Origin of the sequence: Actinomadura harenae, assembly GCF_003696215.1 — a bacterium.
In the GTDB taxonomy this organism is placed as follows: domain Bacteria; phylum Actinomycetota; class Actinomycetes; order Streptosporangiales; family Streptosporangiaceae; genus Spirillospora; species Spirillospora harenae.
Window position 1 is genome coordinate 18,300 of sequence record NZ_RFFG01000043.1, and the last position, 20,497, is coordinate 38,796.

General features: G+C 73.8%; 21 protein-coding genes. 11 read left to right on the forward strand and 10 right to left on the reverse strand.

The window, feature by feature from the left end; translation table 11 throughout:
• Positions 1-33 precede the first annotated feature (33 nt).
• From EBO15_RS23200 to EBO15_RS23210, 3 genes are read right to left on the reverse strand one after another with little or no spacing between them, the layout of a single operon-like run.
• Positions 34-1,044 (reverse strand): methyltransferase, encoded by a 1,011-nt coding sequence (locus EBO15_RS23200; protein ID WP_122196544.1) that lies wholly within the window; start codon positions 1,042-1,044, stop codon positions 34-36.
• Positions 1,045-1,078: 34 nt separating this feature from the next.
• The gene (locus EBO15_RS23205) at positions 1,079-2,317 is read right to left on the reverse strand and encodes a cytochrome P450 family protein (RefSeq protein ID WP_199744753.1); all 1,239 of its coding nucleotides are present in this window, start codon (positions 2,315-2,317) and stop codon (positions 1,079-1,081) included.
• A 49-nt stretch (positions 2,318-2,366) separates the two neighbouring features.
• Positions 2,367-3,497 carry an NAD(P)/FAD-dependent oxidoreductase gene (locus tag EBO15_RS23210; protein ID WP_158628334.1) on the reverse strand — a complete coding sequence of 377 codons (1,131 nt, stop codon included), beginning with the start codon at positions 3,495-3,497 and terminating at the stop codon, positions 2,367-2,369.
• A 235-nt stretch (positions 3,498-3,732) separates the two neighbouring features.
• Between EBO15_RS23210 and EBO15_RS23215 the strand changes: the two genes are divergently transcribed.
• From EBO15_RS23215 to EBO15_RS23225, 3 genes are all read left to right on the forward strand, one after another.
• Positions 3,733-4,776: a cucumopine synthase-related protein gene (locus EBO15_RS23215; protein WP_233616378.1), complete on the forward strand. Its 1,044-nt coding sequence runs from the start codon at positions 3,733-3,735 to the stop codon at positions 4,774-4,776.
• On the forward strand, positions 4,773-6,428 hold the full coding sequence (locus tag EBO15_RS23220) for a class I adenylate-forming enzyme family protein (protein WP_122196546.1): 1,656 nt from the start codon (positions 4,773-4,775) through the stop codon (positions 6,426-6,428). The genes EBO15_RS23215 and EBO15_RS23220 overlap by 4 nt, the downstream gene beginning before the upstream one ends.
• Positions 6,429-6,527: 99 nt before the next feature.
• On the forward strand, positions 6,528-7,661 hold the full coding sequence (locus EBO15_RS23225) for a phosphodiester glycosidase family protein (RefSeq protein ID WP_199744754.1): 1,134 nt from the start codon (positions 6,528-6,530) through the stop codon (positions 7,659-7,661).
• Positions 7,662-7,797: 136 nt separating this feature from the next.
• On the opposite strand, the gene EBO15_RS23230 is transcribed toward EBO15_RS23225, so the two are convergent.
• Both EBO15_RS23230 and EBO15_RS45425 read right to left on the reverse strand, forming a co-directional pair.
• Positions 7,798-8,520 (reverse strand): N-acetyltransferase, encoded by a 723-nt coding sequence (locus EBO15_RS23230; protein ID WP_122196547.1) that lies wholly within the window; start codon positions 8,518-8,520, stop codon positions 7,798-7,800.
• A 29-nt stretch (positions 8,521-8,549) separates the two neighbouring features.
• Positions 8,550-9,551 carry a hypothetical protein gene (locus EBO15_RS45425; protein ID WP_199744755.1) on the reverse strand — a complete coding sequence of 334 codons (1,002 nt, stop codon included), beginning with the start codon at positions 9,549-9,551 and terminating at the stop codon, positions 8,550-8,552.
• A 131-nt stretch (positions 9,552-9,682) separates the two neighbouring features.
• Here EBO15_RS45425 and EBO15_RS23240 point away from each other — a divergent pair, with 131 nt between their 5' ends.
• Genes EBO15_RS23240 through EBO15_RS23250 form a run of 3 tightly spaced genes read left to right on the forward strand, consistent with a single transcriptional unit; the run spans position 9,683 to position 11,127 of the window.
• Positions 9,683-10,114 carry an SRPBCC domain-containing protein gene (locus tag EBO15_RS23240; protein WP_122196548.1) on the forward strand — a complete coding sequence of 144 codons (432 nt, stop codon included), beginning with the start codon at positions 9,683-9,685 and terminating at the stop codon, positions 10,112-10,114.
• Entirely contained in the window at positions 10,104-10,451 is a 348-nt protein-coding gene (locus EBO15_RS23245; RefSeq protein WP_122196549.1) for an ArsR/SmtB family transcription factor, read from the forward strand. Before EBO15_RS23240 ends, EBO15_RS23245 begins: the two co-directional genes overlap by 11 nt.
• A 10-nt stretch (positions 10,452-10,461) precedes the next feature.
• The gene (locus EBO15_RS23250) at positions 10,462-11,127 is read left to right on the forward strand and encodes a DUF899 domain-containing protein (protein ID WP_122196550.1); all 666 of its coding nucleotides are present in this window, start codon (positions 10,462-10,464) and stop codon (positions 11,125-11,127) included.
• A gap of 12 nt (positions 11,128-11,139) precedes the next feature.
• Here EBO15_RS23250 and EBO15_RS23255 read toward each other — a convergent pair whose 3' ends face one another.
• The 5 genes from EBO15_RS23255 to EBO15_RS23275 all read right to left on the reverse strand — a co-directional run bounded on the left by EBO15_RS23255 (position 11,140) and on the right by EBO15_RS23275 (position 16,357).
• A complete protein-coding gene (locus tag EBO15_RS23255) occupies positions 11,140-11,487 on the reverse strand; it encodes a VOC family protein (RefSeq protein ID WP_122196551.1) in 348 nt (115 codons plus the stop codon).
• A 255-nt stretch (positions 11,488-11,742) separates the two neighbouring features.
• Entirely contained in the window at positions 11,743-12,591 is an 849-nt protein-coding gene (locus EBO15_RS23260; protein ID WP_122196552.1) for a GNAT family N-acetyltransferase, read from the reverse strand.
• Between the two features lie 9 nt (positions 12,592-12,600).
• Positions 12,601-14,274: a CocE/NonD family hydrolase gene (locus EBO15_RS23265; protein WP_122196553.1), complete on the reverse strand. Its 1,674-nt coding sequence runs from the start codon at positions 14,272-14,274 to the stop codon at positions 12,601-12,603.
• A gap of 26 nt (positions 14,275-14,300) precedes the next feature.
• A complete protein-coding gene (locus EBO15_RS23270) occupies positions 14,301-15,242 on the reverse strand; it encodes an acyl-CoA dehydrogenase family protein (RefSeq protein WP_122196554.1) in 942 nt (313 codons plus the stop codon).
• Positions 15,239-16,357 carry an acyl-CoA dehydrogenase family protein gene (locus EBO15_RS23275; RefSeq protein ID WP_122196555.1) on the reverse strand — a complete coding sequence of 373 codons (1,119 nt, stop codon included), beginning with the start codon at positions 16,355-16,357 and terminating at the stop codon, positions 15,239-15,241. The genes EBO15_RS23270 and EBO15_RS23275 overlap by 4 nt, the downstream gene beginning before the upstream one ends.
• 69 nt (positions 16,358-16,426) lie before the next feature.
• Here EBO15_RS23275 and EBO15_RS23280 point away from each other — a divergent pair, with 69 nt between their 5' ends.
• The 5 genes from EBO15_RS23280 to EBO15_RS23300 all read left to right on the forward strand — a co-directional run bounded on the left by EBO15_RS23280 (position 16,427) and on the right by EBO15_RS23300 (position 20,493).
• Positions 16,427-16,960 (forward strand): RNA polymerase sigma factor, encoded by a 534-nt coding sequence (locus EBO15_RS23280; RefSeq protein ID WP_233616379.1) that lies wholly within the window; start codon positions 16,427-16,429, stop codon positions 16,958-16,960.
• On the forward strand, positions 16,957-18,165 hold the full coding sequence (locus EBO15_RS23285) for a hypothetical protein (protein WP_122196557.1): 1,209 nt from the start codon (positions 16,957-16,959) through the stop codon (positions 18,163-18,165). The genes EBO15_RS23280 and EBO15_RS23285 overlap by 4 nt, the downstream gene beginning before the upstream one ends.
• A gap of 62 nt (positions 18,166-18,227) precedes the next feature.
• Complete coding sequence (locus EBO15_RS23290; RefSeq protein WP_122196558.1) at positions 18,228-18,521, forward strand: hypothetical protein; 294 nt, start codon at positions 18,228-18,230, stop codon at positions 18,519-18,521.
• Between the two features lie 174 nt (positions 18,522-18,695).
• Complete coding sequence (locus tag EBO15_RS23295) at positions 18,696-19,340, forward strand: RNA polymerase sigma factor (RefSeq protein ID WP_122196559.1); 645 nt, start codon at positions 18,696-18,698, stop codon at positions 19,338-19,340.
• Entirely contained in the window at positions 19,333-20,493 is a 1,161-nt protein-coding gene (locus EBO15_RS23300) for a hypothetical protein (protein ID WP_122196560.1), read from the forward strand. The genes EBO15_RS23295 and EBO15_RS23300 overlap by 8 nt, the downstream gene beginning before the upstream one ends.
• Positions 20,494-20,497: the final 4 nt, after the last annotated feature.

Here is a 20,497-nt window from a genome sequence, read left to right on the forward strand (position 1 = left end):
CGAGCGGCGCACGAGCGGCCCCGCGGCTCGCGTTCAGCGTCCGGCGTCGTCCGGTCTCGTCAGTTCGACGATGTGCAGTGGCGGCGCGTGGTGGACGGTCCTGAGCGCGAGCCCGGCGCGGACGGCGAGGCGGGCGACGTCGCCGGGGGTGCGTTCGCGTCCTCCGAACCAGGCCAGCATCCGCAGATCCAAGCCGCTGTTGGGGGCATCGAGTCCGGATCCGGACTCGATGACGAACACCGAGCCGGTTGCGCCCGCTGCATCGGCACAGCGGCGCAGGATCGCCGTGGTGGCCTCCGCGTTCCAGTTGTGAAGGACGTCGTTGAGGATGTAGCCGTCGGCTCCGGCGGGCAGCGGATCGAAGAAGCTGCCGACGAGGACGTCGGCGCGATCGGCCAGTCCCCTGGAGGCCACGGCGGCGCTGGCGGTGGCGGCGGGGCCGGGTTGTTCCAGGACGGTGACCCGCAGCACAGGATGCTCCGCCAGCAGGGCGAGGGCGAGGGTTCCATCGCCGCCGCCGATGTCGATCACATGATTTAGGCGTGACCACAGGGGGCTGGAGGCGAGGGCGGGAGCGTTGGTGGTGGTCTTGAACGACATGAACGCGTCGAAGGACCCCGCCAACGCGGGGGAGTCGACGAGGTCGTCCCACATGCTCTGCCCGTAGTGGTGAGAGTAGGCGGTCTTCCCGGTGCGGACGGTCTGGAGGAGGGCCGCGAGGGAGAGTTCGGCGCGGCCGATCGCGCCTTCGATGTCCAGGGTCGCGCGCATGCGCTCGGGGTGCTCGTCGCGGAGCTGGTCCCCCAGGGGTGTGAGGTGGTAGCGGTCCTGGGCGTCCCGGGTGAGGACCCCGGCCGTCACCAGTTGGCCCATGGTGACGGCGAGGGCGTCCCGGTCTGCGTCGACCAGGACGGCGAGCTCGTCGACCGTGTGGGCGCCGCGGGCGACGTGATCGGCCAGCCGCAGGGTCGCGGCGACCCGGATCGCCATGGGGGTCGCCAGATCCGCCAACGGACGGATGTGGGCGGTTTCCGACTTCATCATTCCCCCTGCTCTCGTTGCCGGTCTGGGCTTGTGGTCAGGTTCGAGGTGAGTGGGGGCCGAGGGTGACCGGCAGGGTGCGGACGCTGTTGCTCAGGGCGGTCGCGAGTGGCTGGAGGCCGCCGGACGGCGCGGCGAGGGCCAGGTCGGGGAAGGCGGCGAACAGGGCCTGGACGGCGACCTCCGCCTCCGCCCGGGACAGCGCGGCGCCGAGGCAGAAGTGCTCGCCGTTCCCGAAGGACAGGTGGTCGGCCGGAGGGTCGGACAGGTGGAAGCGGTCCGCGTCCCGGCCGAAGCGGGCGGGGTCGCGTCCGGCGGCGGCGTAGCAGATCAGCACCGCGTCGCCGGCGGCGAGCCGGACGCCGTCGATCTCGACGTCGCGGACGGCGTACCGCATGGGGAAGTAGGCGACGGGGGACTGCCAGCGCAGGGTCTCCTCGACCGCCGCGCTCCACGGCATCGTCCCGTCGCGCAGGAGGGCGAGCTGCCCGGGGTGGGTGAGCAGGGCGTGGACGGTGTTGGTGATCAGGTTGATGGTGGTCTCGTGGCCGGAGATGAACAGGGTCATCACCATGTCGTGGAGTTCCGCCTCGGACAGCGGGTCGCCGTCCTCGTCGCGGACGCCGATCAGGGCGCTGGTCAGGTCGTCGCCGGGGTCGGCGCGGCGCAGCGCGATCACCTCGGCGAACAGGTCGTGGAGGGTCGCCATCCGGGCGGCGGCGTAGTCGGCGTCGTCGGTGGAGCGGACGAGGGAGTCGGTGAGCCGGCCCCCGTCGGCGTACCAGGCGCGGGGCATGCCCATGAGTTCGCAGATGATGGTGCGCGGCAGCGGGTAGCCGTAGTGGAGGCGCAGGTCGACGGGGCCCGGCGCGTGGCCGGCCAGGTCGGCGAGCAGGTCGCCCGCGACCTCGGCGACGCGCGGGCGCAGCCGCTGGACGTGCCGCGGGGTGAACGTGCGGCTCACCATGCGGCGCAGCCGCCGGTGCTCCGACCCCTCCTTGGCGATCATCGACCGGGCGGTGATGATGTTGTTCAGCGGCCAGTCGGCGGGGACGGCTTCCGCGGCCCAGTCCTTCCAGTGCCGCAGCTCCTTGGACAGGGCGGGGTGGGAGAGCACGGTCCGCACGGTGTCGTGGCGGGTGGCGGCCCAGGCGCGCACACCGCCGGGCAGCTCGACCCGGACCAGCGGCCCGGCGCCGCGAAGCCGCTCGTTCTGGCCGTGCACGTCGCGCATCCGGGCGTCGATGGCGATCACGTCGTGCGTCGGGACGTCCATGGGGGCCCTTTCTCGATCGGGGGACGGCGGCCGCCCCAAGGCGGGACGGTCAGCTCGGGTCGGACGCGGGGGAGGCGGCGAGGCCGTCCGCGCCGACGCCGAAGTCGCTCAGGTCGTCCCCGCGGAACAGGGCGCGAACCAGCTCTCCGGCCGCGGGCGCCTGGCACAGCCCGTGCCCGGAGAACCCCGTGGCGTACAGGAACTCCGTGGCTCCCGGGCGGCGTCCGAACAGGGCCGTGCGGTCCGGGCTGCCGTCCCTGGGGCCGGTCACCGCGGTGTGGAGGCCGGTGAGGTCCACGCTCGGGTAGGTCCGCGCGAGCTGGGCGGTGGCCTGGTCCAGCCACTGGCGCCGGTCGGGGCCGGGGGAGCCCATGCCGATGAGCAGCCCGTCGCCCCTCTTGCGGATCAGCAGCCGGCTGGCGGCGTGCAGGGTGACCGGAATGTCCGGCACCCCCGGGAGCGGGCCGGTGCCGAGCAGTTCCTGGACGGCGGGCTCGGCCAGCGGGGCCCGCACGCCCGCGGCGTCGATGATCCAGGACGACCAGGGACCGGCCGCGCACACGATCGTCCGCGCGGTGACGTCCCCGTCCGGAGTGGTGACGGTCCCGGCGGGAAGGTCGATCCCGGTGGCCGGGCGGCCGGTGCGCAGGCGGGCGCCCGCGCGCCGCGCCGCCCGCTCGAAGGCGGCCACGATCCGCCGGGTGTCGCTGACGTAGGCGTCGGGCGACCAGGCGGCCGCCTTCAGGGACGGCTCGTGGACGAGCGGGTTGCGGCGCCGGGCCTCGTCGGCGTCGATCAGCTCCACCCGCACGCCGGCGTCGCACTGCTCGGCGAGCTCGGCCTCGAACGCCTCGATCTGCTCGTCCTCGGTGAACAGCACCAGGTACCCGGCCTGCCGCAGCGGCACGCCGCGGCGGCGGTAGGACGCCAGGCTCCGCACGGCCAGCCGCGACCCCGCGGGGTCGCCGCCGAAGTAGGTGCGCACGACGTCGGCGGTGGCACGGGAGGCTCCCGAGCCGAGCTCACCGCGCTCCAGCAGGAGCGTGTCCCTGCCGTCCTCGGCCAGGTGCGCGGCGATCGACAGGCCGATCATCCCGCCGCCGATGACCACCACCTCGGCCCGCTCGCCCCTACCGGGGCCGTCCGCCGTCGCCGCGTCGGCCCGGTCTGGATCTGTCATCGCGACACCACGACTCCCCGGCAAAGAGTGACGATTTCGATACGCACAGTAATTTAGTGGCGCGGGTGGCTGTATCGCCGTCGCGCGAGTGCGGGCGGCCTCGGGGGTAACCGGAAGGTGTCCGTCCGGACAGGCCAGGGTCCCGTTCGGAGCCTCTGCGATGACTGTCCGCTGTCTATAGTGACTCATCGTGAACAGAGCTTTGACAATCGAGTGGCCGACCCTTGGCCTGTCAGTGACCGCCGAACTGGACCAGCGCAACGCGGAGCTGGCCGACGTGCTGTGGGACTCCCTGCCGTACCGCAGCCTCCAGGGCCACGCCCTCGTCGCCGGGCACCACCTGTTCCACGTCGCGCCGATCCACGATCTGCTCCATCTGCGGGGACGGCACCGGGTGGACCGGAGGACGGCGCCGGACGGGACGGTCTTCTGCTCGCGGCTCCAGCACCTCGGGATCAAGTACGGCGACCTCACCGAACCGATGCCCGCCACCCCGGTCGGACAGGTCGTGGCCGAGGACGTGGAGACGCTCGCCCGCGTCGGGACGGCAGTCTGGAACGCGGTCTACCGCACCAAGGAACCGATCCCGGTGGAGGTCCGCCGGGCCGGACCGGACCCCCGCCCGCGACCCGGCGCGGACGACCACCGGATCCCCCGCCTCACCGCGTCCGACCCGATGGTCGACGAGCTGATCGGCGACCTGCACGCCGAGACCGAGCGGATCTGGTTGCAGGCCCCCGCCGAACTGGTCGACCTGCACGCCGGGCTGATCGACTCCGGCGCGGGCAGCCACGGCACGAAGCTGACCACCATGCTGTTCGTCAACGGTGAGACACGTCCCCTCGGCTACAACGTCTACTCGGGGCTGGTGCAGGCGGCCCGCCAGGGGATGCCGCTGGAGTCCCTGCGGCAGATGGCCCGGCTGCTGGGGGCCGTCCCGGCCGAGTTCCTGGCCTACTGCGGGTTGCGGCGACTGGGCGAGTACACCGACCGGCTCATGGACTCCCTCCAGCAGATCGACCCCGGGAGCGAGAGCGCCCGCGACGACTTCATCGCGCTCATGGCGCACATGACGCTGTACATCAACTGCCTGGGCGGCTGGAACCTCCACCTGTTCCCCTGGCACCTCGACGACCACCTGCGGCCGTTGGGCGGGCACGGCGTCGCCTTCGACATGTCGGACGTGCCCTCGGCCGGCGATGCCACCGGGCACGTGGGCGGCCGTCCGACCGTCCCCCGGCAGGCGGGCGAGCCCGCCGGTGAGGGGAGCTGGGGGTGACCTCAGGCCGGGACCGTCCGACCGTCGACACGGAGGGGATCGGCGCTTCGGTGGGCGGCGGCTCCGAGGCGCGCGCGTCGGCGGGACGGGTCCCGAGGGCGGACGGTTCCTTCGGGGAGGCGCTGTTGGCAGGCGTGCGGGCGGCGGGCGCTCAGGAGGTCCTGGTGCGCGGGACGCGTCGCCTGACCGGCGCGCAGGTGCACGCCGCGGCGCACGCACTCGCCGCTCGCCTCATCGACCACGGCGTCCGGCCCGGCGACACGGTGGCCTGCCTGTACGGCCCGCACCTGGAATCGACCATCAGCCGACTGGCCGCCTACGTCCTCAACTGCCCGTTCGTGTACCTCCTGCCGCGCATGCCGTTCGAGGACGTCGACAGAGTGCTGCGCGGACTTCGGGTGCCGGTCCTCATGGTCGATCCCACCCGGCGGCGGCAGGCCGAGGCTCTGACGGCCGGCGGGTTCGGCAGCCCCTGTCTGCATCTGGAACCCTGGCTGCCCGACGAGCGGCCTCCAAGGTTGCCGCCGCTTGAAGCGGCGCGGCCCGAGGCTCTCGCCTCGGTTCTCTTCAGCAGCGGCACCACTGGTGACATCAAGGCCATCACCTACAGCAACCAGTCCGAGGCCGCCCAGTTCGCCACCGCGCGGGGCGCCTACGGTCCGTCCCCCTGGCGATTCCTGGTCGCCCCGGGGCCGTTCCTGCCGGACCTGATGGCCCAGTGGGCCATGGCCACCGGCGGCACCGCCATTCTGGCCGAGGACAAGAACGCGGCCACGATGGTCGACCTCATCCACCGCGAACGTCCACGGCAGTGCGAGATCGGGCGTCCCGTCGAGCTGTACGCCCTGGCCGATCATCTGGCCGTCACCGGATCCGATCTCGGAGAGCTGCGGCTGCTGCTCTACGGGGGGACCCCGGTCGTTCCCGCGAGACTGGCCGCCATCGTGGAGCGGCTGCCCGGCCTGCTCATGCAGAACTACGGCAGCAGCGAGGCCGCCCTGATCGCCACGCTGAGTCCCGCCGACCATCGACGTCGTGAACTGCTCGGCTCGGTCGGCCGTCCCGTCCCGGATATGGAGGCCAAGATCTGCGACCCGGACGGGACCGTCCTGCCTCCCGGACGCATCGGGCAGCTGTGGGTTCGCTCCGCCCAGAACATGGACGGCTACCTCACCTTCCCGGCCGGAACGTCGTCCGCCCCGGTGGACGCCGGCCGGGCCTGCGGTGTCACGCATCGGTGGCCGGAGTGGATTCCCACCGGCGACGCCGGTCACCTCGACGACGACGGCTACCTGTTCCTGGTGGGACGACTCGCCGACCGCCTGCCGTCGGGCGCCTATCCGCAGCCGCTGGAGAACTCGATCGGCGAGCATCCGGCCGTCATCGAAGCCGCGGTGTACGCCCTGCCCGACGGCAGCACCGCCGTCGCCGTCGTTCCCCGGCCCGGGCACACCCCGAACCTGGCCGACCTCCGCCGACTCCTTCACCGGTCGCATCCCCCTCGCACCCACCCGCGGCACCTCCAACTGGTCGACGCGCTTCCGCGCACTCCCGCAGGCAAACCGGACCGTGTCGCCCTCCGGCAGCTCAACGCCATCCGCACGCCGACCGGTGGAACCACTCGGGGCACGCCGGCGGCGGAAGGCGACTGAGGCCGGATCCGTATTGGGCGCCCGCCTGGGCGCGACTTTCCCTGCCGTTGGCGAGCCGATCCGCCGTCCGGGCGGTGATCTTCCGCCAGCATGGGCCGGGTGCTGACACGGATCATGCTCGCGATGGCCCTCGCACCCGCCGCGCCGCCCGGATCGGACGTGCGGATCGCCCCCGGCGTCGTCCTGCGGGACCTCGGCGGCGGGCGCGTCACCGGGTCGCTGCTGGAGGTCGACCTGAGCCGGGCGCGGATCGGCGTGCTGCGGCCGCCGTCCGGGGCGGCCCGGGCGCGGGTGTCGGACATGGTGAACGGGGCGCGCGCCGTCGCGGGGATCAACGGCGACTTCTTCGACATCTCCGAGCGGTCCCACCCGGGCGTGCCCGCGACCTTCGCGCCGGACGGCCCGGAGGTCGCGGACGGGCGGCCCGTGCGCGGCGCCGTCCCGGACGGCCAGCGGTTCGGCCCCGACGCCGTGCCCGGCACGTACGGCTCGGTGATCGGCGTGGACCGGCACGGCGTCGGCCGCGTCGCCCGCCTGACCCTGACCGGGACCGTGCGCACGGGAAACGGGATGATCCGCTTGCGCGGCCTCAACCAGTACGCGCTGCCGGTCGGCGGCGTCGGCCTCTACACGTCCGAGTGGGGCCCGTCCTCGCGCGCTCGCGCGTTCTGCGGCACCGATCTTCACCGCAACGCGCCCTGCTCTCCGGACACCGCCGCCGTACTGATCCGTGACGGACGCGTGGACGGCACCAGCGACCCCGGCGGCCGGCTGCCGTCCGGCGCGAGCCTGTTGCTCGGCCGCGACGGCGGCGCGTCCGAACTGCGGTCGCTCAGGCGCGGCGACAAGGTGCGGATCTCCTCCACGCTGACCGGTCCCGTCCGGTTCCGCCACGCGCTCGGCGGCCTGCCTCTGCTCCGCGACGGCGCGCCGGTGCCGGGCCTCGACGCGCGCTCCCGCAGCCCCCGCACCGCCGTCGGCCTCGCCCCCGGCGGCCGCCGCATGTTCCTGGTCGTGCTGGACGGCCGCCGCGAGACGGGCTCCGGTGACACGGCGGCGGGCCTGGCCGCGCTGCTCCTCCGCCTCGGCGCCCGCGACGCCCTGCTCATGGACGGCGGCGGCTCGTCGACCATGGCCGTCCGCATGCCGGGCAAACCGGCCGCGACCGTCCGCAACACCCCGTCCGACGGCCGCGAACGCCCCGTCCCCAACGGCCTCGCCATCTACAAGTAGCGAACCGCTCCCTGGGCGCGCGTGAAACTCGCTCGAACCCGAAAGGGCTCCCCGGTATGGTCAACGGCGCTCTGATGAGACCGCCGTGATGGCGAAGCTGCTCGCGGACGGCCTGTGCCGAGGGGGTCTTCCGGGGTCAGAGGGTGTGGCGGATCCAGACGTTGGGTTCGACGTAGACGGCCTGGTCGTGCTCGGGGGAGCAGGTGACCGGGACGAGGGCGCCGGGGACCTCGACGGGGCCGGGGGTGTCGAAGGGGAGGTCCGTCCAGTCGCGCCACTGGGCGAGGGAACCGGCGATCACCATGGACGCGGGGGCGATGGAGTCGATGACGCCGCCGGCGCGGACGTGGACGCGGAGCCAGGGGTCCTGGGGCAGGCCGTCCTCGCGGGTGCGGAAGGCGTACTCGGCCATGGACGCCTTGGGCTCGAGGTGCTTGGCGTTCGGGCGGACGGGTGCGACGAGTTCGCCGTAGCCGCGCGCCTTGGCGTTGACGCGCATCGCGGCGAGCAGGGTGCCCGACAGGCCGGCGCCGCGGTGGTCGCCCCGGATGGTGATCTCGATGGCGCTGACCGTGTCGGCCTTCAGCTCGGCCGCGTGGTCGTGGAACGCCCAGATCAGGACCTGGTCCCAGCCGGTGCCGGGCAGGGGGCCGCGGGAGCGGAACGGGACGCTGAAGCCGCGCGCGACCAGCTCGCGGCCCTCGGTCGCGACGATCACGAACTCGGGGAACACCCGCGGGATCTCCGGCCTCCGGGTCTGGGTGACCGGCTCGTGGCCGGTGAACCCCGGCCACTCGCCGCTCAGCTCGAGCAGCGCGTGCTCCAGCTCCGGCCGGTCGGCCAGGGTGGTGATCTCCATTCCGGCAGGCTAGCAGGGGGTTCGGGGCGTCAGCGGCCGTCGCGGGCGGCGGCGAGGAGGGCCGCCGGGTCCTCGGCGGGACGCAGCCCGAGGGTGTTCTCGAGCCACTCGACGTACTGGGCGCGGGCAGGGGCCGGATCGCAGGGGCGCAGCCCGGCCCCGTCCTGGTCGCACCAGATCTCGGAGTCGGTGAGGCCCGCGATCAGCCGGAGGAACGCGCGCAGGTCGCGGGCGACCACGTGGACGCCGGCGTCCTTGCCGAGGGCGAGGACGCGTCCGTCGGCGTCCAGGGCGAAGAAGGTGTCGCTGTCGTTCGATCCGAAGACGGCCATGGCGTCGGTGCGCGCGGGGTTCTGGAGCGGCGGCCGGTTCCTGCGGACGCGTTCGTCGTAGGTCCCGTGCAGCCGGAAGCCGTTGGCGAAGCCCTTGAACAGCGGGGCGCGGAACCGGTCGAGCCGGTTCAGGTCGTGGATCGGGGAGTAGACGGCGTCCGGGATGAGGGGGTGGACCCACGCCGCCCATTCGGCCTCGTGTTCGGCCTGCGCGGCGTCCACGATCTCCTCCCAGTCGTCCGCCGGGGTGATGCCGAACTCCGCGTCCAGCCAGGCGAGGAAGGCCGCGTTGCCGGCCTTGAGGTCCTCGTCCTCCTCCTCGTCGTCGTCCTCGTCCCAGCATTCGCGCAGGCCGAAGGAACCCCAGTCGATGTCGGGCTCGCAGTCGACCGGGAGGGACGCCAGCAGCCGCAGGAACTCGCGGAAGTCGCGGGCGACGATGTGCAGCCCGCCCTCGTCGCCGTACGCGACGACCGGGAGGGAGCCCAGGTCGTCGCGGTCGTCGCGGAGCCAGATCCCGAACAGCGAGCCGCTGCCGTTGGCCTGCGCGAACGAGACGACCCGGTCGAGGAGCACCGCCTCCCGGTAGGGCTCGCCGCGTTCGAGTTCGAAGCCGTTGACGTAGTGGTCGGCCTGGGTCTCGCCGAACGCGCGCAGGCGGTCGAGGTCGGGGAACCGCAGGGGTGCGTCGTGATCCATGGGGAGCCTCCGGAGGGGGTGATCTTGCCGGACGCGGCGGACGCTAGCAGCGGCGCCCGACATCCCGGCGTTGACGCAACCGATGGGTTGCCATAGTGTTGCAACCAACAGGTTGCGACAAGGAGGACGTCATGGGCTTTCCCGATCGGATCGAGCGGACCGTCGACCTCGCGCACCCGCCCGCCAAGGTGTGGAACGCGCTGACCACGGCCGAGGGCCTGGCCGCCTGGTTCGCCCGGTCCGCCGGCATCGAGCTGGAGCCGGGCGGCGGGGCGTGGCTGGACTTCGGCGACGGGTTCGAGCAGCGCATGCGGGTCGAGCGCGTCGAGGAACCGGCGGTGTTCGGGTTCACCTGGCACGTCTACGGCCTGCCGGACGACGACCCGCGCCGCACCTACGTCGAGTTCACCCTCGAGCCGTCCGGCGCCGGGACGCGGCTGACCGTGGTCGAGACCGGATTCGCGCAGCTTCCGGAGGTCGAGCACGCCAAGGCGTTCGGCGGCAACACCGACGGCTGGAAGGCGCAGTTCGCGAACCTCGCCGAGCACCTCGATGCGGCCTGACGCCGATTCCGATGCCGACGCCGAGGCGGTCGCGGAGCAGGTCTTCGCGGCCCTCGCCGACCCGACGCGCCGCGCCGTCCTGGCGGAGCTGGCATCGGGCGGCCCGGCCACCGCGACCGACCTGGCCGGACGGCTGCCGATCACCCGGCAGGCCGTCGCCAAGCACCTCGCCCTGCTCGCGGACGCGGGGCTGGTGACGGCCGAGCCGGGAGAGCGCCGCCGCGTCCGGTACCGGCTCCGCTCGGCGCCGATGCGCGTCGCGCAGCAGTACCTGGCCGCCCTCGCCCGCGACTGGGACGGCCCGCTGGACGCCCTGAGAAACCATCTTGACCGATAGAGGAGCACCCATGAAGACACCCCCCGTCGTCTCCGCCGAGGAGTGGGAGGCCGAGCGCCGGAACCTGCTCGTCCAGGAGAAGGAGCTCACCCGCGCCCGCGACGCGCTCGCGGCCAAGCGCCGCCGCATGCCGTGGGTGCGCGTCGACAAGCCGTACGTGTTCGAGGGCCCGGACGGCGAGGTGAGCCTGCTCGACCTGTTCGCGGGACGACGCCAGCTCATCGTCTACCGCGCGTTCTTCGACCCCGGTGTGGGCGACTGGCCGCACCGGCCCTGCGCCGGCTGCTCGCTGGTCGCCGACCAGGTCGCCCACACGGCCCACCTGAACGCCCGCGACACGACGCTCGTGTTCGTGTCCCGTGGGCCGCAGGCGGAGATCGCGCGGATGAAGGACCGCATGGACTGGACGATGCCCTGGTACACGATGACCGACGGGTTCGACGTCGACCACGGCGTGGACGAATGGCACGGCCACAACGCGTTCATCCGCGAGGGCGACACCGTCTACCGCACCTACTTCGTCAACGGGCGCGGCGACGAGGTGATGGGCGGCACCTGGGCCTACCTGGACATCACGGCCCTCGGCCGCCAGGAGACCTGGGAGGACTCGCCCGAGGGCTACCCCCAGAGCCCGCCCTACCAGTGGTGGAACTGGCACGACTCCCACGACTCCTGAGGGCGCCGGGCCCTAGGACGCGGGCGGGTCGCCCGCGAAGGCGAACTCGTTGCCGTCGGGGTCGCTGAACGTGGCCTTGCGGACGCCGTTCTCGTACGTCTCCCGCCGGGCCGGGGCGAGGCCGCGTTCCACGGCGCCCGAGAGCCGGTCGTCGTAGTCGGACGTGAACACCGTGTGCAGGGCGTGCCCGGCCCGTTCGGGCAGGTGGACGACGTACACGTACCGGTGCTCGGCGACCTTCCAGACGGACTCCCGGTCGTTCGGCTCGAACTCCGGCCGCGTTCCGAACAGTCGTTCGTACCAGGCCAGCGCCGCCGGATAGTCGCTGACCGCGATGCCCGCGAACAAGTCGATGGTCATGACCCGATCCTAGAAAGCGGTCCGCCGCCCGGCGGGCACCGGGCGGCGGCGACGCCTCGATTCACCAGGCGGCGACGCCTCGAACCGTCGGCCGGCGCGCCTCGGATCGCCGGGCGGCGAGGGGTCGGGTCACCAGGAGGTGGCGACGTCCTGGAGGAGGTCGACGAGGCCGCGGCTCCTGGCTTTCAGGGAGTCCTCGGCGGCCGTGGACGAACCGTGGAGCTTTCATGATCAACGTGGCAGGACCAGGGCGGATCAGGCGTTCCCGCCCGTGAAGCCGAGCAGGACGCGGTCGGCGACCGGACGGTAGCCGAGGGCCTGGTAGATCCCGTTGCTCGTCGGGTTCGCGAGGTCGGTGAACAGGACGATGTCGTCCAGGCCGAGGTCGATCGCGGCGCGGCTGACGGCCGCGGTGACGGCGGCGCCGTAGCCGCGGCGGCGATGGGCGCGCGGGGTGTACACGGGCGCGACGCGGGTCATGCCGTCCAGGGCGGGGGTGCGTCCGGCCATCGCGACGGGCTCGCCGTCCACCTCCCAGAGGTGGACGCAGCCCGAGTCCAGGCGTTCCTCGGCGACCGCGCGCGGGGCGCCGTGACCGGCCTCGGAGGCGAAACCGTCGAGCCAGGCCATGACGCGCGAGGCGTCGGCGGACGTCGCGACCCGCGAGCCCCCCGGCGGCATCCGGCGCGGCGGGACGAGCGCGTCCAGCCGGTAGAGGCGCTGCCGCTGCAACGGCCAGGGCGTCGCGCCGGTGCGGGCGCGCCAGGCGTCGGCGAACGCCGCCGCGGCGGACGGTTCGGCGTTCACCCCGGATGCGGCGACCGGCAGGACCTCCGCGAGCGCGCGGGCCGCGTCGCCCGCGTCGCCCGCGACGTCGGTGAGGAGGACGGGGAGGTCGGGGGTGCAGAGGAACGCCGCGACCGGCTTTGGGGCGCCGATCCAGCCGAAGACGGGGTCGGCGGGCCCGAAGGCGTGCGGGCCGGCGCGGCGCAGCGTGTCGAGGATGGTGAGGTGGCTGGTGTTCCGGGTCGGGTCGGCGCGCAGGAACGGGCCCGCCGCGGCGTCGAAGACGTCCAGGTCGCCGGTGATCCTCCAGTCGTCCATTCCCGGACCCTACGCCGGGGCCTCCGCGTCGGCCACGGCCGCCTCGGGGGGCCGCTCGACGACCGGGAGGATGATCGCGGACGGACGGTCCGGGTCGTGGAACACCTCCTGGTCGGCGGGCACGGGAGCGAGCGCCGCGCTGGTCAGCGGGTCGCCGGTGCCGGGGTTCGCGGCGACCTTCGGGTAGGCGCCGCTGGTCACGTGCACGCGGACGCGGTGCCCGCGCCGGAACCGCCGCGCGGTCGGCCACAGGTCCACGGTCACCCGGCGCACGCCGTCGGCGTCCGCCGGGTGCTCGGGCGTGAGCCGCAGCCCGCCCTCGCAGACGTTGCGGGACACGCCGCCCTCGTCCACGTCGCACAGCCGGACGACCAGGTCGGTGTGCGCGCGGCTCGACCGCAGGTGGACGTCCGCCGTGACCGGCCCGATCACCTCCAGGTCGGACGTGAGCGGCGGCGAGGTGAACACCAGGACGTCCGGACGCCGTTCCAGCGGCCGGTTGTCCACCGGCCGCGAGCTCCCGAGGAGCGTCGGGCCGCCCAGCGCGGGCGTCGGACGCTCCGGGTCGTAGCGGTACGCGCTGGGCTCGTGCCGCTGCGGGCCGTCCGGGCCGAGACCGCCGCCCCTGTGCAGGTGCCATCGCTCCGGGCGCGTCCCGGGCGGCGGCCAGGCGCGGTAGTCGCGCCACTCGCGCGCGCCCGTGACGTACAGGCGCACCGGGTGTCTCCGCAGGCCGGACGGGTCGTCCAGCAGGTGCGCGCGGAACCAGGCGAGCGCCTCGCGGAACGCGACGAGACCGTGCCGGGCGTCCGCGTGCCACCACGGCCCGATCGTCAGGTGGGGACGGTGCCCGGCGGCGGTCAGCGAGAGATAGTCGCGGATCTCCCACGGCAGGAACACGTCGTACCAGCCGCCGACGAGCGTGACGGGAGCATCGACCTGTCCGACCGTCCCGGAGAAGTCACGGTTGCGCCAGTAGGACGTCTCGCCCGGATGAGCGGCGAGCAGGTCCTGGTAGAAGCGCATGGGCGTGCCGCCGGTCAGCACGTCCAGCTCCGCGAGCGGACGCAGCGACGCCGCCGCCCGCAGCGCCCGGCGCCGCGACACGAGCGGCGCGGTGAGGACGCCGAGGCGGGTGCTCTGCCGGTGCGTCAGGTCCGTCCAGGTCAGGGTGGACTCCAGCGCGAACGACCCGCCGACGTAGGCGGCCTCACGGAACGACGACGCGGTCACCTGCAACGCCATCGCCTTCAGCTCCGGGCCCGCGTCCGCGGCGAGCGCCCACGCCGAATACCCCAGGTAGGACGCCCCGTACAGTCCGAGCGACCCGCCGAACCAGGGCTGTTCGCGCAGCCAGCGCAGCGTGGCCGCGCCGTCGGCGCGCTCGCTGCCGAGCGGGTCGAACTCGCCGCCCGACCCGAACGTGCCGCGCGCGCTCTGCACGACGAGCTGGAACCCGAACGGCACGAACGGCAGGCCGTTGAGCAGCGCCGCCGGGCCGCGCCGCCCGTACGGGGTCCGGACGAGCAGCGTCGGCGGGTTCCGCACGCCGTGCGGGACGTACCGGTCGGCGAGCAGCGTCACGCCGTCCGGCATCGGCACGGGCAGGTCGCGCCGCACGCTGTAGCGGGGGATTCGGAGCGGAGGGATCGGGGGAGTGGGCAGGCGGTCGAGTAGAGCCATGCTTCTCGGTCTCCGTCGGGGGGCTACTACCAGGTAACGGTAGTCGGTGACGTGTCGGTCCGGGTGACCGTCTCCCACGGCACCCGGCCCAGCGCGCCGAGGCGCCGCGCCCAGTGCGTCTCGCCGCCGAACTCGTCCCGCCACGCCCACAACCGGGTGGTCAGCGCGCCCAGCGGATGCTCCGACGTCACCCCGATCGCACCGTGCGCCTGGTGCGCCACGCCCGCGACGACGCCCGCCGCGCGCGAGGCGTTCAGCTTCGCCGCCGCGACCGCGACCTCGTCGTCCGGGGTGCGCAGCGCGGCCCGCACCGCGACGTCCGCGACCGCGACCTCCCCGGCCAGCTCCGCGAGCTGCTGCTGGACGGCCTGGAACCGCCCGACCGGACGCCCGAACTGCTCCCGCTCGCCCGCATGCCGCACCACCAGCTCCAGCACGCGCCGCATCGCCCCCGTCAGCTGGACGGCCCGGAACAGCGCCCCGCGCAGCAGCACGTCCTCGGCCGAGACCGGACACTCCACGGACGCGAGGCCCGCCCGGACCGTGACGTCGTCGCGCGGCTCGCCCGCCACGTTCGCCCCCGGCGTGATCTCGGCGTCCTCCGGGGCGACGAGGGCGGCGCGCTCGCCGTCCAGGACGACGAGCCGGTACGCGTCCCGCGCCCAGGGCACGCGCCGCGCGAACCGTCCGGGGGCGACGGTCAGCGGCCCGGACGGCATCGCGTGCTCGGTCGTCGCGAGCAGCCGTCCGGCGAGCAGCGTCTCCGCGAGCGGCACGGCGGCGGCGTGGTACCCCTGCGCGCGCAGGAGGACGGCCACGTCGGCCAGATCGCCGCCGCTGCCGCCCGCGCTCTCCGGTACCCCCACACCCGTGAGGCCCGCCTCCTCCAGCGCGGGCCACGGGTCGTCCAGGCCCAGGATCGCGTGCGCCGTCTCCTCGAGAAGCCTCCGGTCGCCCGCCACGGTCACCGCACCCCCAGGCCGCGCGCGACGATGCCGCGCAGGATCTCGTTCGTCCCGCCCCGCAGCGTGAACCCGGGCGCCTGCACGACGGCCTGCGCGAGCAGCCGCGCCGCCAGGTCCGGGGACGCCGGGTCCGGCTCGACCGCGAGCTGCTCGCGCGCCACGTCGATCACCTCGCGCTCGAACCGCGTCCCGAGGTCCTTGACCACGGCCGCCTCCAGATCGGGGGAGCGTCCGGCGGCGAGCGCGCCCGCGACCGCCAGGGACGCCTGCCGCAACGCCCACAGGCGCCCGACGAGCCGCCCGGACGCGACCCCCGGAGCCAGCGAGCACACGAGCCTGACCAGTGCGAACGTGCTCAGGAACCGCTCCGGCCCGGACCGCTCGTGCGCCAGCTCCGCCGTCACCTGCCGCCAGCCGTCCCCCTCCCGCCCGAGCAGCTCCGCCGGAGCGCCGTCGAACACGACCTCGTTGAAGTGGTGCTCGCCCGACAGCCCGAGGATCGGGCGGATCGTCACCCCGTCGCCCGGCAGCCGCACGACGAACTGGCTCAGCCCCTCGTGCCGTCCCTCGTGCCGGGGACCGCCCGGCGCGCTCCGCGCGAGGACGACGATCGCGTGCGCCAGGTGCGCGCCGCTCGTCCACACCTTCGTCCCCGTCAGCCGCCACCCGCCGTCCGCGTGTTCGGCCCGCGTCCGCACGGACGCCAGGTCCGACCCCGCGCCGGGCTCGCTCATCCCGATCGCGAAGAAGCACTCGCCGCGCGCGATCGCGGGCAGGAACTCCCGCTTCTGCCCGTCCGTGCCGTTCGCGAGGAGGCTCGGGCCCATCTGCCGGTCCGCGATCCAGTGCGCCCCGACCGGCGCGCCCGCCGCGAGCAGCTCCTCGACCACCACGAACCGCTCCAGCGCCGTCCGCGCCCGGCCGCCGTACTCGGCCGGCAGCGTCATCCCCAGCCAGCCGCGCGCGCCGAGCTCCCGGCTGAACCCCGGGTCGGCGCCCGTCAGCCACGCGTCGCAGCGCGGCTCGAACTCCGCCGCCGCGAGGAACGCCCGCACCTCCGCCCGCAGCCGCTCCGCCCCCGGCGGCAGCACTCCCGGTTCCAGCTCGGGCAACGCCATCGGCCGCACCCCTCCCTGAGAAAGTCTGCGCTTAAGGTAAACCCCGGGGCCTCGGTTTCGTCTCTTACCGTGATCCAACACCTGATAGCGGAGGGCGTCGTGGTGCCCGTCCAAGAGGTGTCGTACGACGAGCTGTTCGAGGCCCACTTCTGGGGTCTCGTCCGGCTCGCCGCGCTGCTCGGCGCGGACGACCCCGAGGACGTCGCCCAGGACGCCTTCGTCCGCCTCCACCGAAGGCGACGCCTCCTCCGCGACCCCGACTCCGCGCTCGCCTACCTGCGTTCCACCGTGTGCAACGCGTCCCGCAGCAGGCTCCGCCATCTGCGCATGGCGCGCCGCCGCCACGCGCAGATGGCCGGCGCCGCCCCCACCGCGTCCGGCACCCCCGAGTCCGCCGCCGTCGACCGCGAGGACGTCCGCGAACTCCTCCGGGCCGTGGACGGCCTCCCGCGCCGCCAGCGCGAGGTGCTCGTCCTCCGCTACTGGCTCGACCTCAGCGAACGCGAGACCGCCGACGCCCTCGGCATCGCCCCCGGCACGGTCAAGGCCCACGCGTCCCGCGCCGTCGCCGCGCTCGGCGAGCAGCTCAAGGAGAAGGTGTGAACGACATCGAGACCCGCCTGCGGGGCGCGTTCGCGACCCGTGCCGCGACCGTCCGCCCCGGCCTCGGGGCCGCCGCCGAGAACCGCCGCCGCGTCCGCCGCGCCACCCACCGCCGCCGCGCGCTCCTGGGCGGCGCGTCCGTCGTGTCCGTGCTCGCGGTCGGCCTCCCTGTCGTCCTCGGCGCGGGCGGCTCCCCCAAGTCGGGCTCCGCCCTCGCGGGCACCGCCCCGTTGTTCAGGGCCCAGGGCGACCCCGAGAGCCTGACGATCTCTCCGGCGCCCAACGCGATCCCCGGCGAGCTGGTGGGCGTGCCCTCCACTCCGGTGGCCCTGGGCACGGACGGCTCGTTCCTGTCCCTGTTCAAGGACCAGTTGTGGCTCCTGGGACCGAACGACAAGCGCCCCCTTCCGCGTATGTCCGCCACGCTCGACCGGTCCAAGGCGGCCCCGGCGGCCGTCGCGGCCCGTCCGGCGGGCGCGTTCGCGGTGAGCCCCTCGGCGACGCTCTCCGTCGACTCCGAGGGCACCCTGACGTGCATCGACCGGAAGACCGGAGACTCGACGTCGTTCCCGCGTTTCGTCGACCTCTCCCGCGACCTGTGGAACGACGGACGCCGGCTCGTCCTCACCCAGCGTGGAGGAACGCTGCGGACCTTCGCCGGATGCCCGGACCACCCGTCCCCGTACAGCCGGGACACGGCCCTCGCGCATGTCTTCGCCGACGCGAACTTCACCGTGGTCGCGAGCTCCGCTCCGGCGATGTTCGCGCTGACGGACAACGGCCGGCTGGCCACCTTCACCACGCGGGGGTCCACCCTGCCGAGGAGGACGGGCTGGTACCTCCTTCCGCCGGAAGGGGCCCCCGCGAGGACGGCCGACATCGGCCGCACCTGGGTCGCCGGCGCCAACGGGACCACGTTCGCCTGGGCGAACGGCCGGACCCTCGGCACCTTCGCCTGGACGTCCCTCAGACAGGGGCCGACACTGCGGTTGCCCGCCGAGTTCGACGCGAGCGGCGGCAGGGAACTGACGGTGGGCCGGGACGTCCTCGCCTACACCGTCACCGACCAGCGCGGACGCACCGGCTCGTTCGTCTACGACCTGCGCGACGGACACCGGATCCTCTGGCCCGGACGCGTCATCGCGGCGGGCACGTGGCTGCTCTGGCAGAAGGGAAAGGAGACACGGCTCGGCGAGGTCCGCTGACCTATCGGAACAAGAATCGCGCTGCGGCGAAGAACAGGGTGAAGAGAGATGGAGAGGTTGGGATGAGCGGACCCTATGAGACCGAGAACGACGCCTACACCGAGGTGCGTGACATCTACGCCTCACACGGGAAACGAGGCGTGATGCAGGCCCGCACGCACGACCTCCTGCTCACGGCGTGCGCGCAGCACGACGTCGAGCTCGGCGACTACGACCGTGCCGTCCTTCGCTGGCTGGCGAAGCACCCGCCCGAGACCGCCCAGGTCATCGCCGGGCTCATCGACCGCGCCGCCAAGGGCGCGCGCGCGAACGCGGGCGACGCGGATCACTCGGGAGCGGTCCGTATCGACCGGTAGCACGGCGAAACGGGGCGGCGGGCCGGTGAAGGGCCCGCCCCGCCGCCCCGTACCACCCCAAGCTCGCACACCGCCCTCCCCACCCCCAACGATTAGCCCCACCACCGAATCCCTGGACAACACGATCCCCAGCAAGGCCCCACCCGAGAAGGGGTGGGCGGGGAGCGGGCAAACATGAGTGTCAGCCCCCTCCGAGCCGAGCGAAGGAGCCGTGATGAGCAGATCGCAGGACGGGACGCGGCGCCGGTGACCACCGACGCGTCCGACGGCGAGATCATCGCGGCCGCGCGGGACAGCCCGGAACGGTTCGCCGAGATCTTCGACCGGCACTACGCGGAGATCCACCGGTACGTCGACCGGCGGCTCGGCGCGGACGCCGCGGACGACATCGCCGCGGAGACGTTCCTCATCGCGTTCCGTGCCCGGGAGCGCTTCGACACCGTGCGCACGTCGGCGCGGCCCTGGTTGTACGGGATCGCGACCAATCTCATCGGACGCCATCGGCGCAGCGAGACGCGCCGCTACCGCGCGATGGCGCGGATGGAGGACCGGGACGTCGTCGAAGGCCACGAGGACCGGGTCCTGAGCGCCGTCGCCGCCGGGGACGGCACGCTCAGCGCGGCCCTCGGCGAACTCGCCCACGGAGACCGCGACGTCCTGCTGCTGGTGGCCCTCGGAGAGCTGAGCTACCCCGAGGTCGCCCAGGCCCTCGACATCGCCTACGGAACCGTCTGCTCGCGCCTCAGCCGCGCCCGCCGGAAGGTCCGGGCCTCCCTTCCGCGGCTGCAGCCGTCGACCCGAGGGGGATCGGATGCGTGACCTGGAAGCCGTCGCGGAGATCCACGTCCGGGAACGCGAACCCTCGGACGCCGCCCGCGCCACCGCCCGTGCCCGGCTGATGGCGGAGATCGGCCGGGAGGACGGCGGACGCCGGAGGGAACGGCCCGTCGGACGGCCGCCGGGGAAGGCCGGGGTCCTGCTCCTCGCCGGGGCGATCGCGGCGTGCAGCGTCACGGCGTTGTCGCTGGTCACAGGGGTCATGCGGGACGCCCTTCCGTACTACAAGGTAGAGCCGATCGTGTACCGGGAAGGGGACGCGGCGCGGTTCCTGTTCGCCGCCGCCGACGGGACGGCGAACACCCCCGGCTCGGGAAGGCTCTGGTACCGGCGATCGTCCGTTGGCGGGACCGCCGTCGTGCACTCGCCGATCCGTCCCGGCGTGGAGTACGCGATGCAGGTCGAACAGGACGACTACGTACTCGCCTCGCCGAACGGGCCGCTCTCGCGGAAGGACCGGGCCCAGAGCGCCGAGTGGTCGGGGGAGCAGGTCACCGTGCGCCCGGCGAGCGCGGGCGACCGCGCCAAGTGGGAGGCCGACGGGAAGCCGGGGGCCGACGCGTTGGGCGTCGAGGTTCCCGACCGTTCCATCGGCCCGGAAATGGGGAACGGGCCCGTCCTGGACTTCGGCGTGGACGGGGCGCGCCGCCTTCCCACCGATCCGGCGAAGCTTCGGGCGGCGCTCTTGAACTACGCGGTGCGGGTCGGGCACGAGCGCCCCGCGGACCCCGACGCGTACCTCTACCGGAGCGCGTCGTTCCTGCTCGTGGACGTTCCGGTCGACTACGGCGTCCGCGTCGCGACCTACCGGCTGCTCGCCAGCCTGCGCGGCGTCCGGACCGTGACGGCGGCCGACGCGGCCGGACGGCGGTACCAGGGCGTCGCGCTTCGGACCACGACCGGGGAGAACGGGACGATCGACTCCGAACTGCTCATCGACCCCGGGACGGGCCGCCTCGCCGCGGGGCAGGAGGTCGTCGTGACGCCCGGCCCGCGCACCGCGAGCCTGCGCCCCGGGGACCGGTGGCGGTACGAGATCGTCCGGCAGGCGGGATGGACGGACCGCCCCGCCGAGAGCCTCGTCCCCGACCCGCGCCTCCCGCCGCCCGGCGAGCCGCCGGAAGGAGGTGGATGACGCC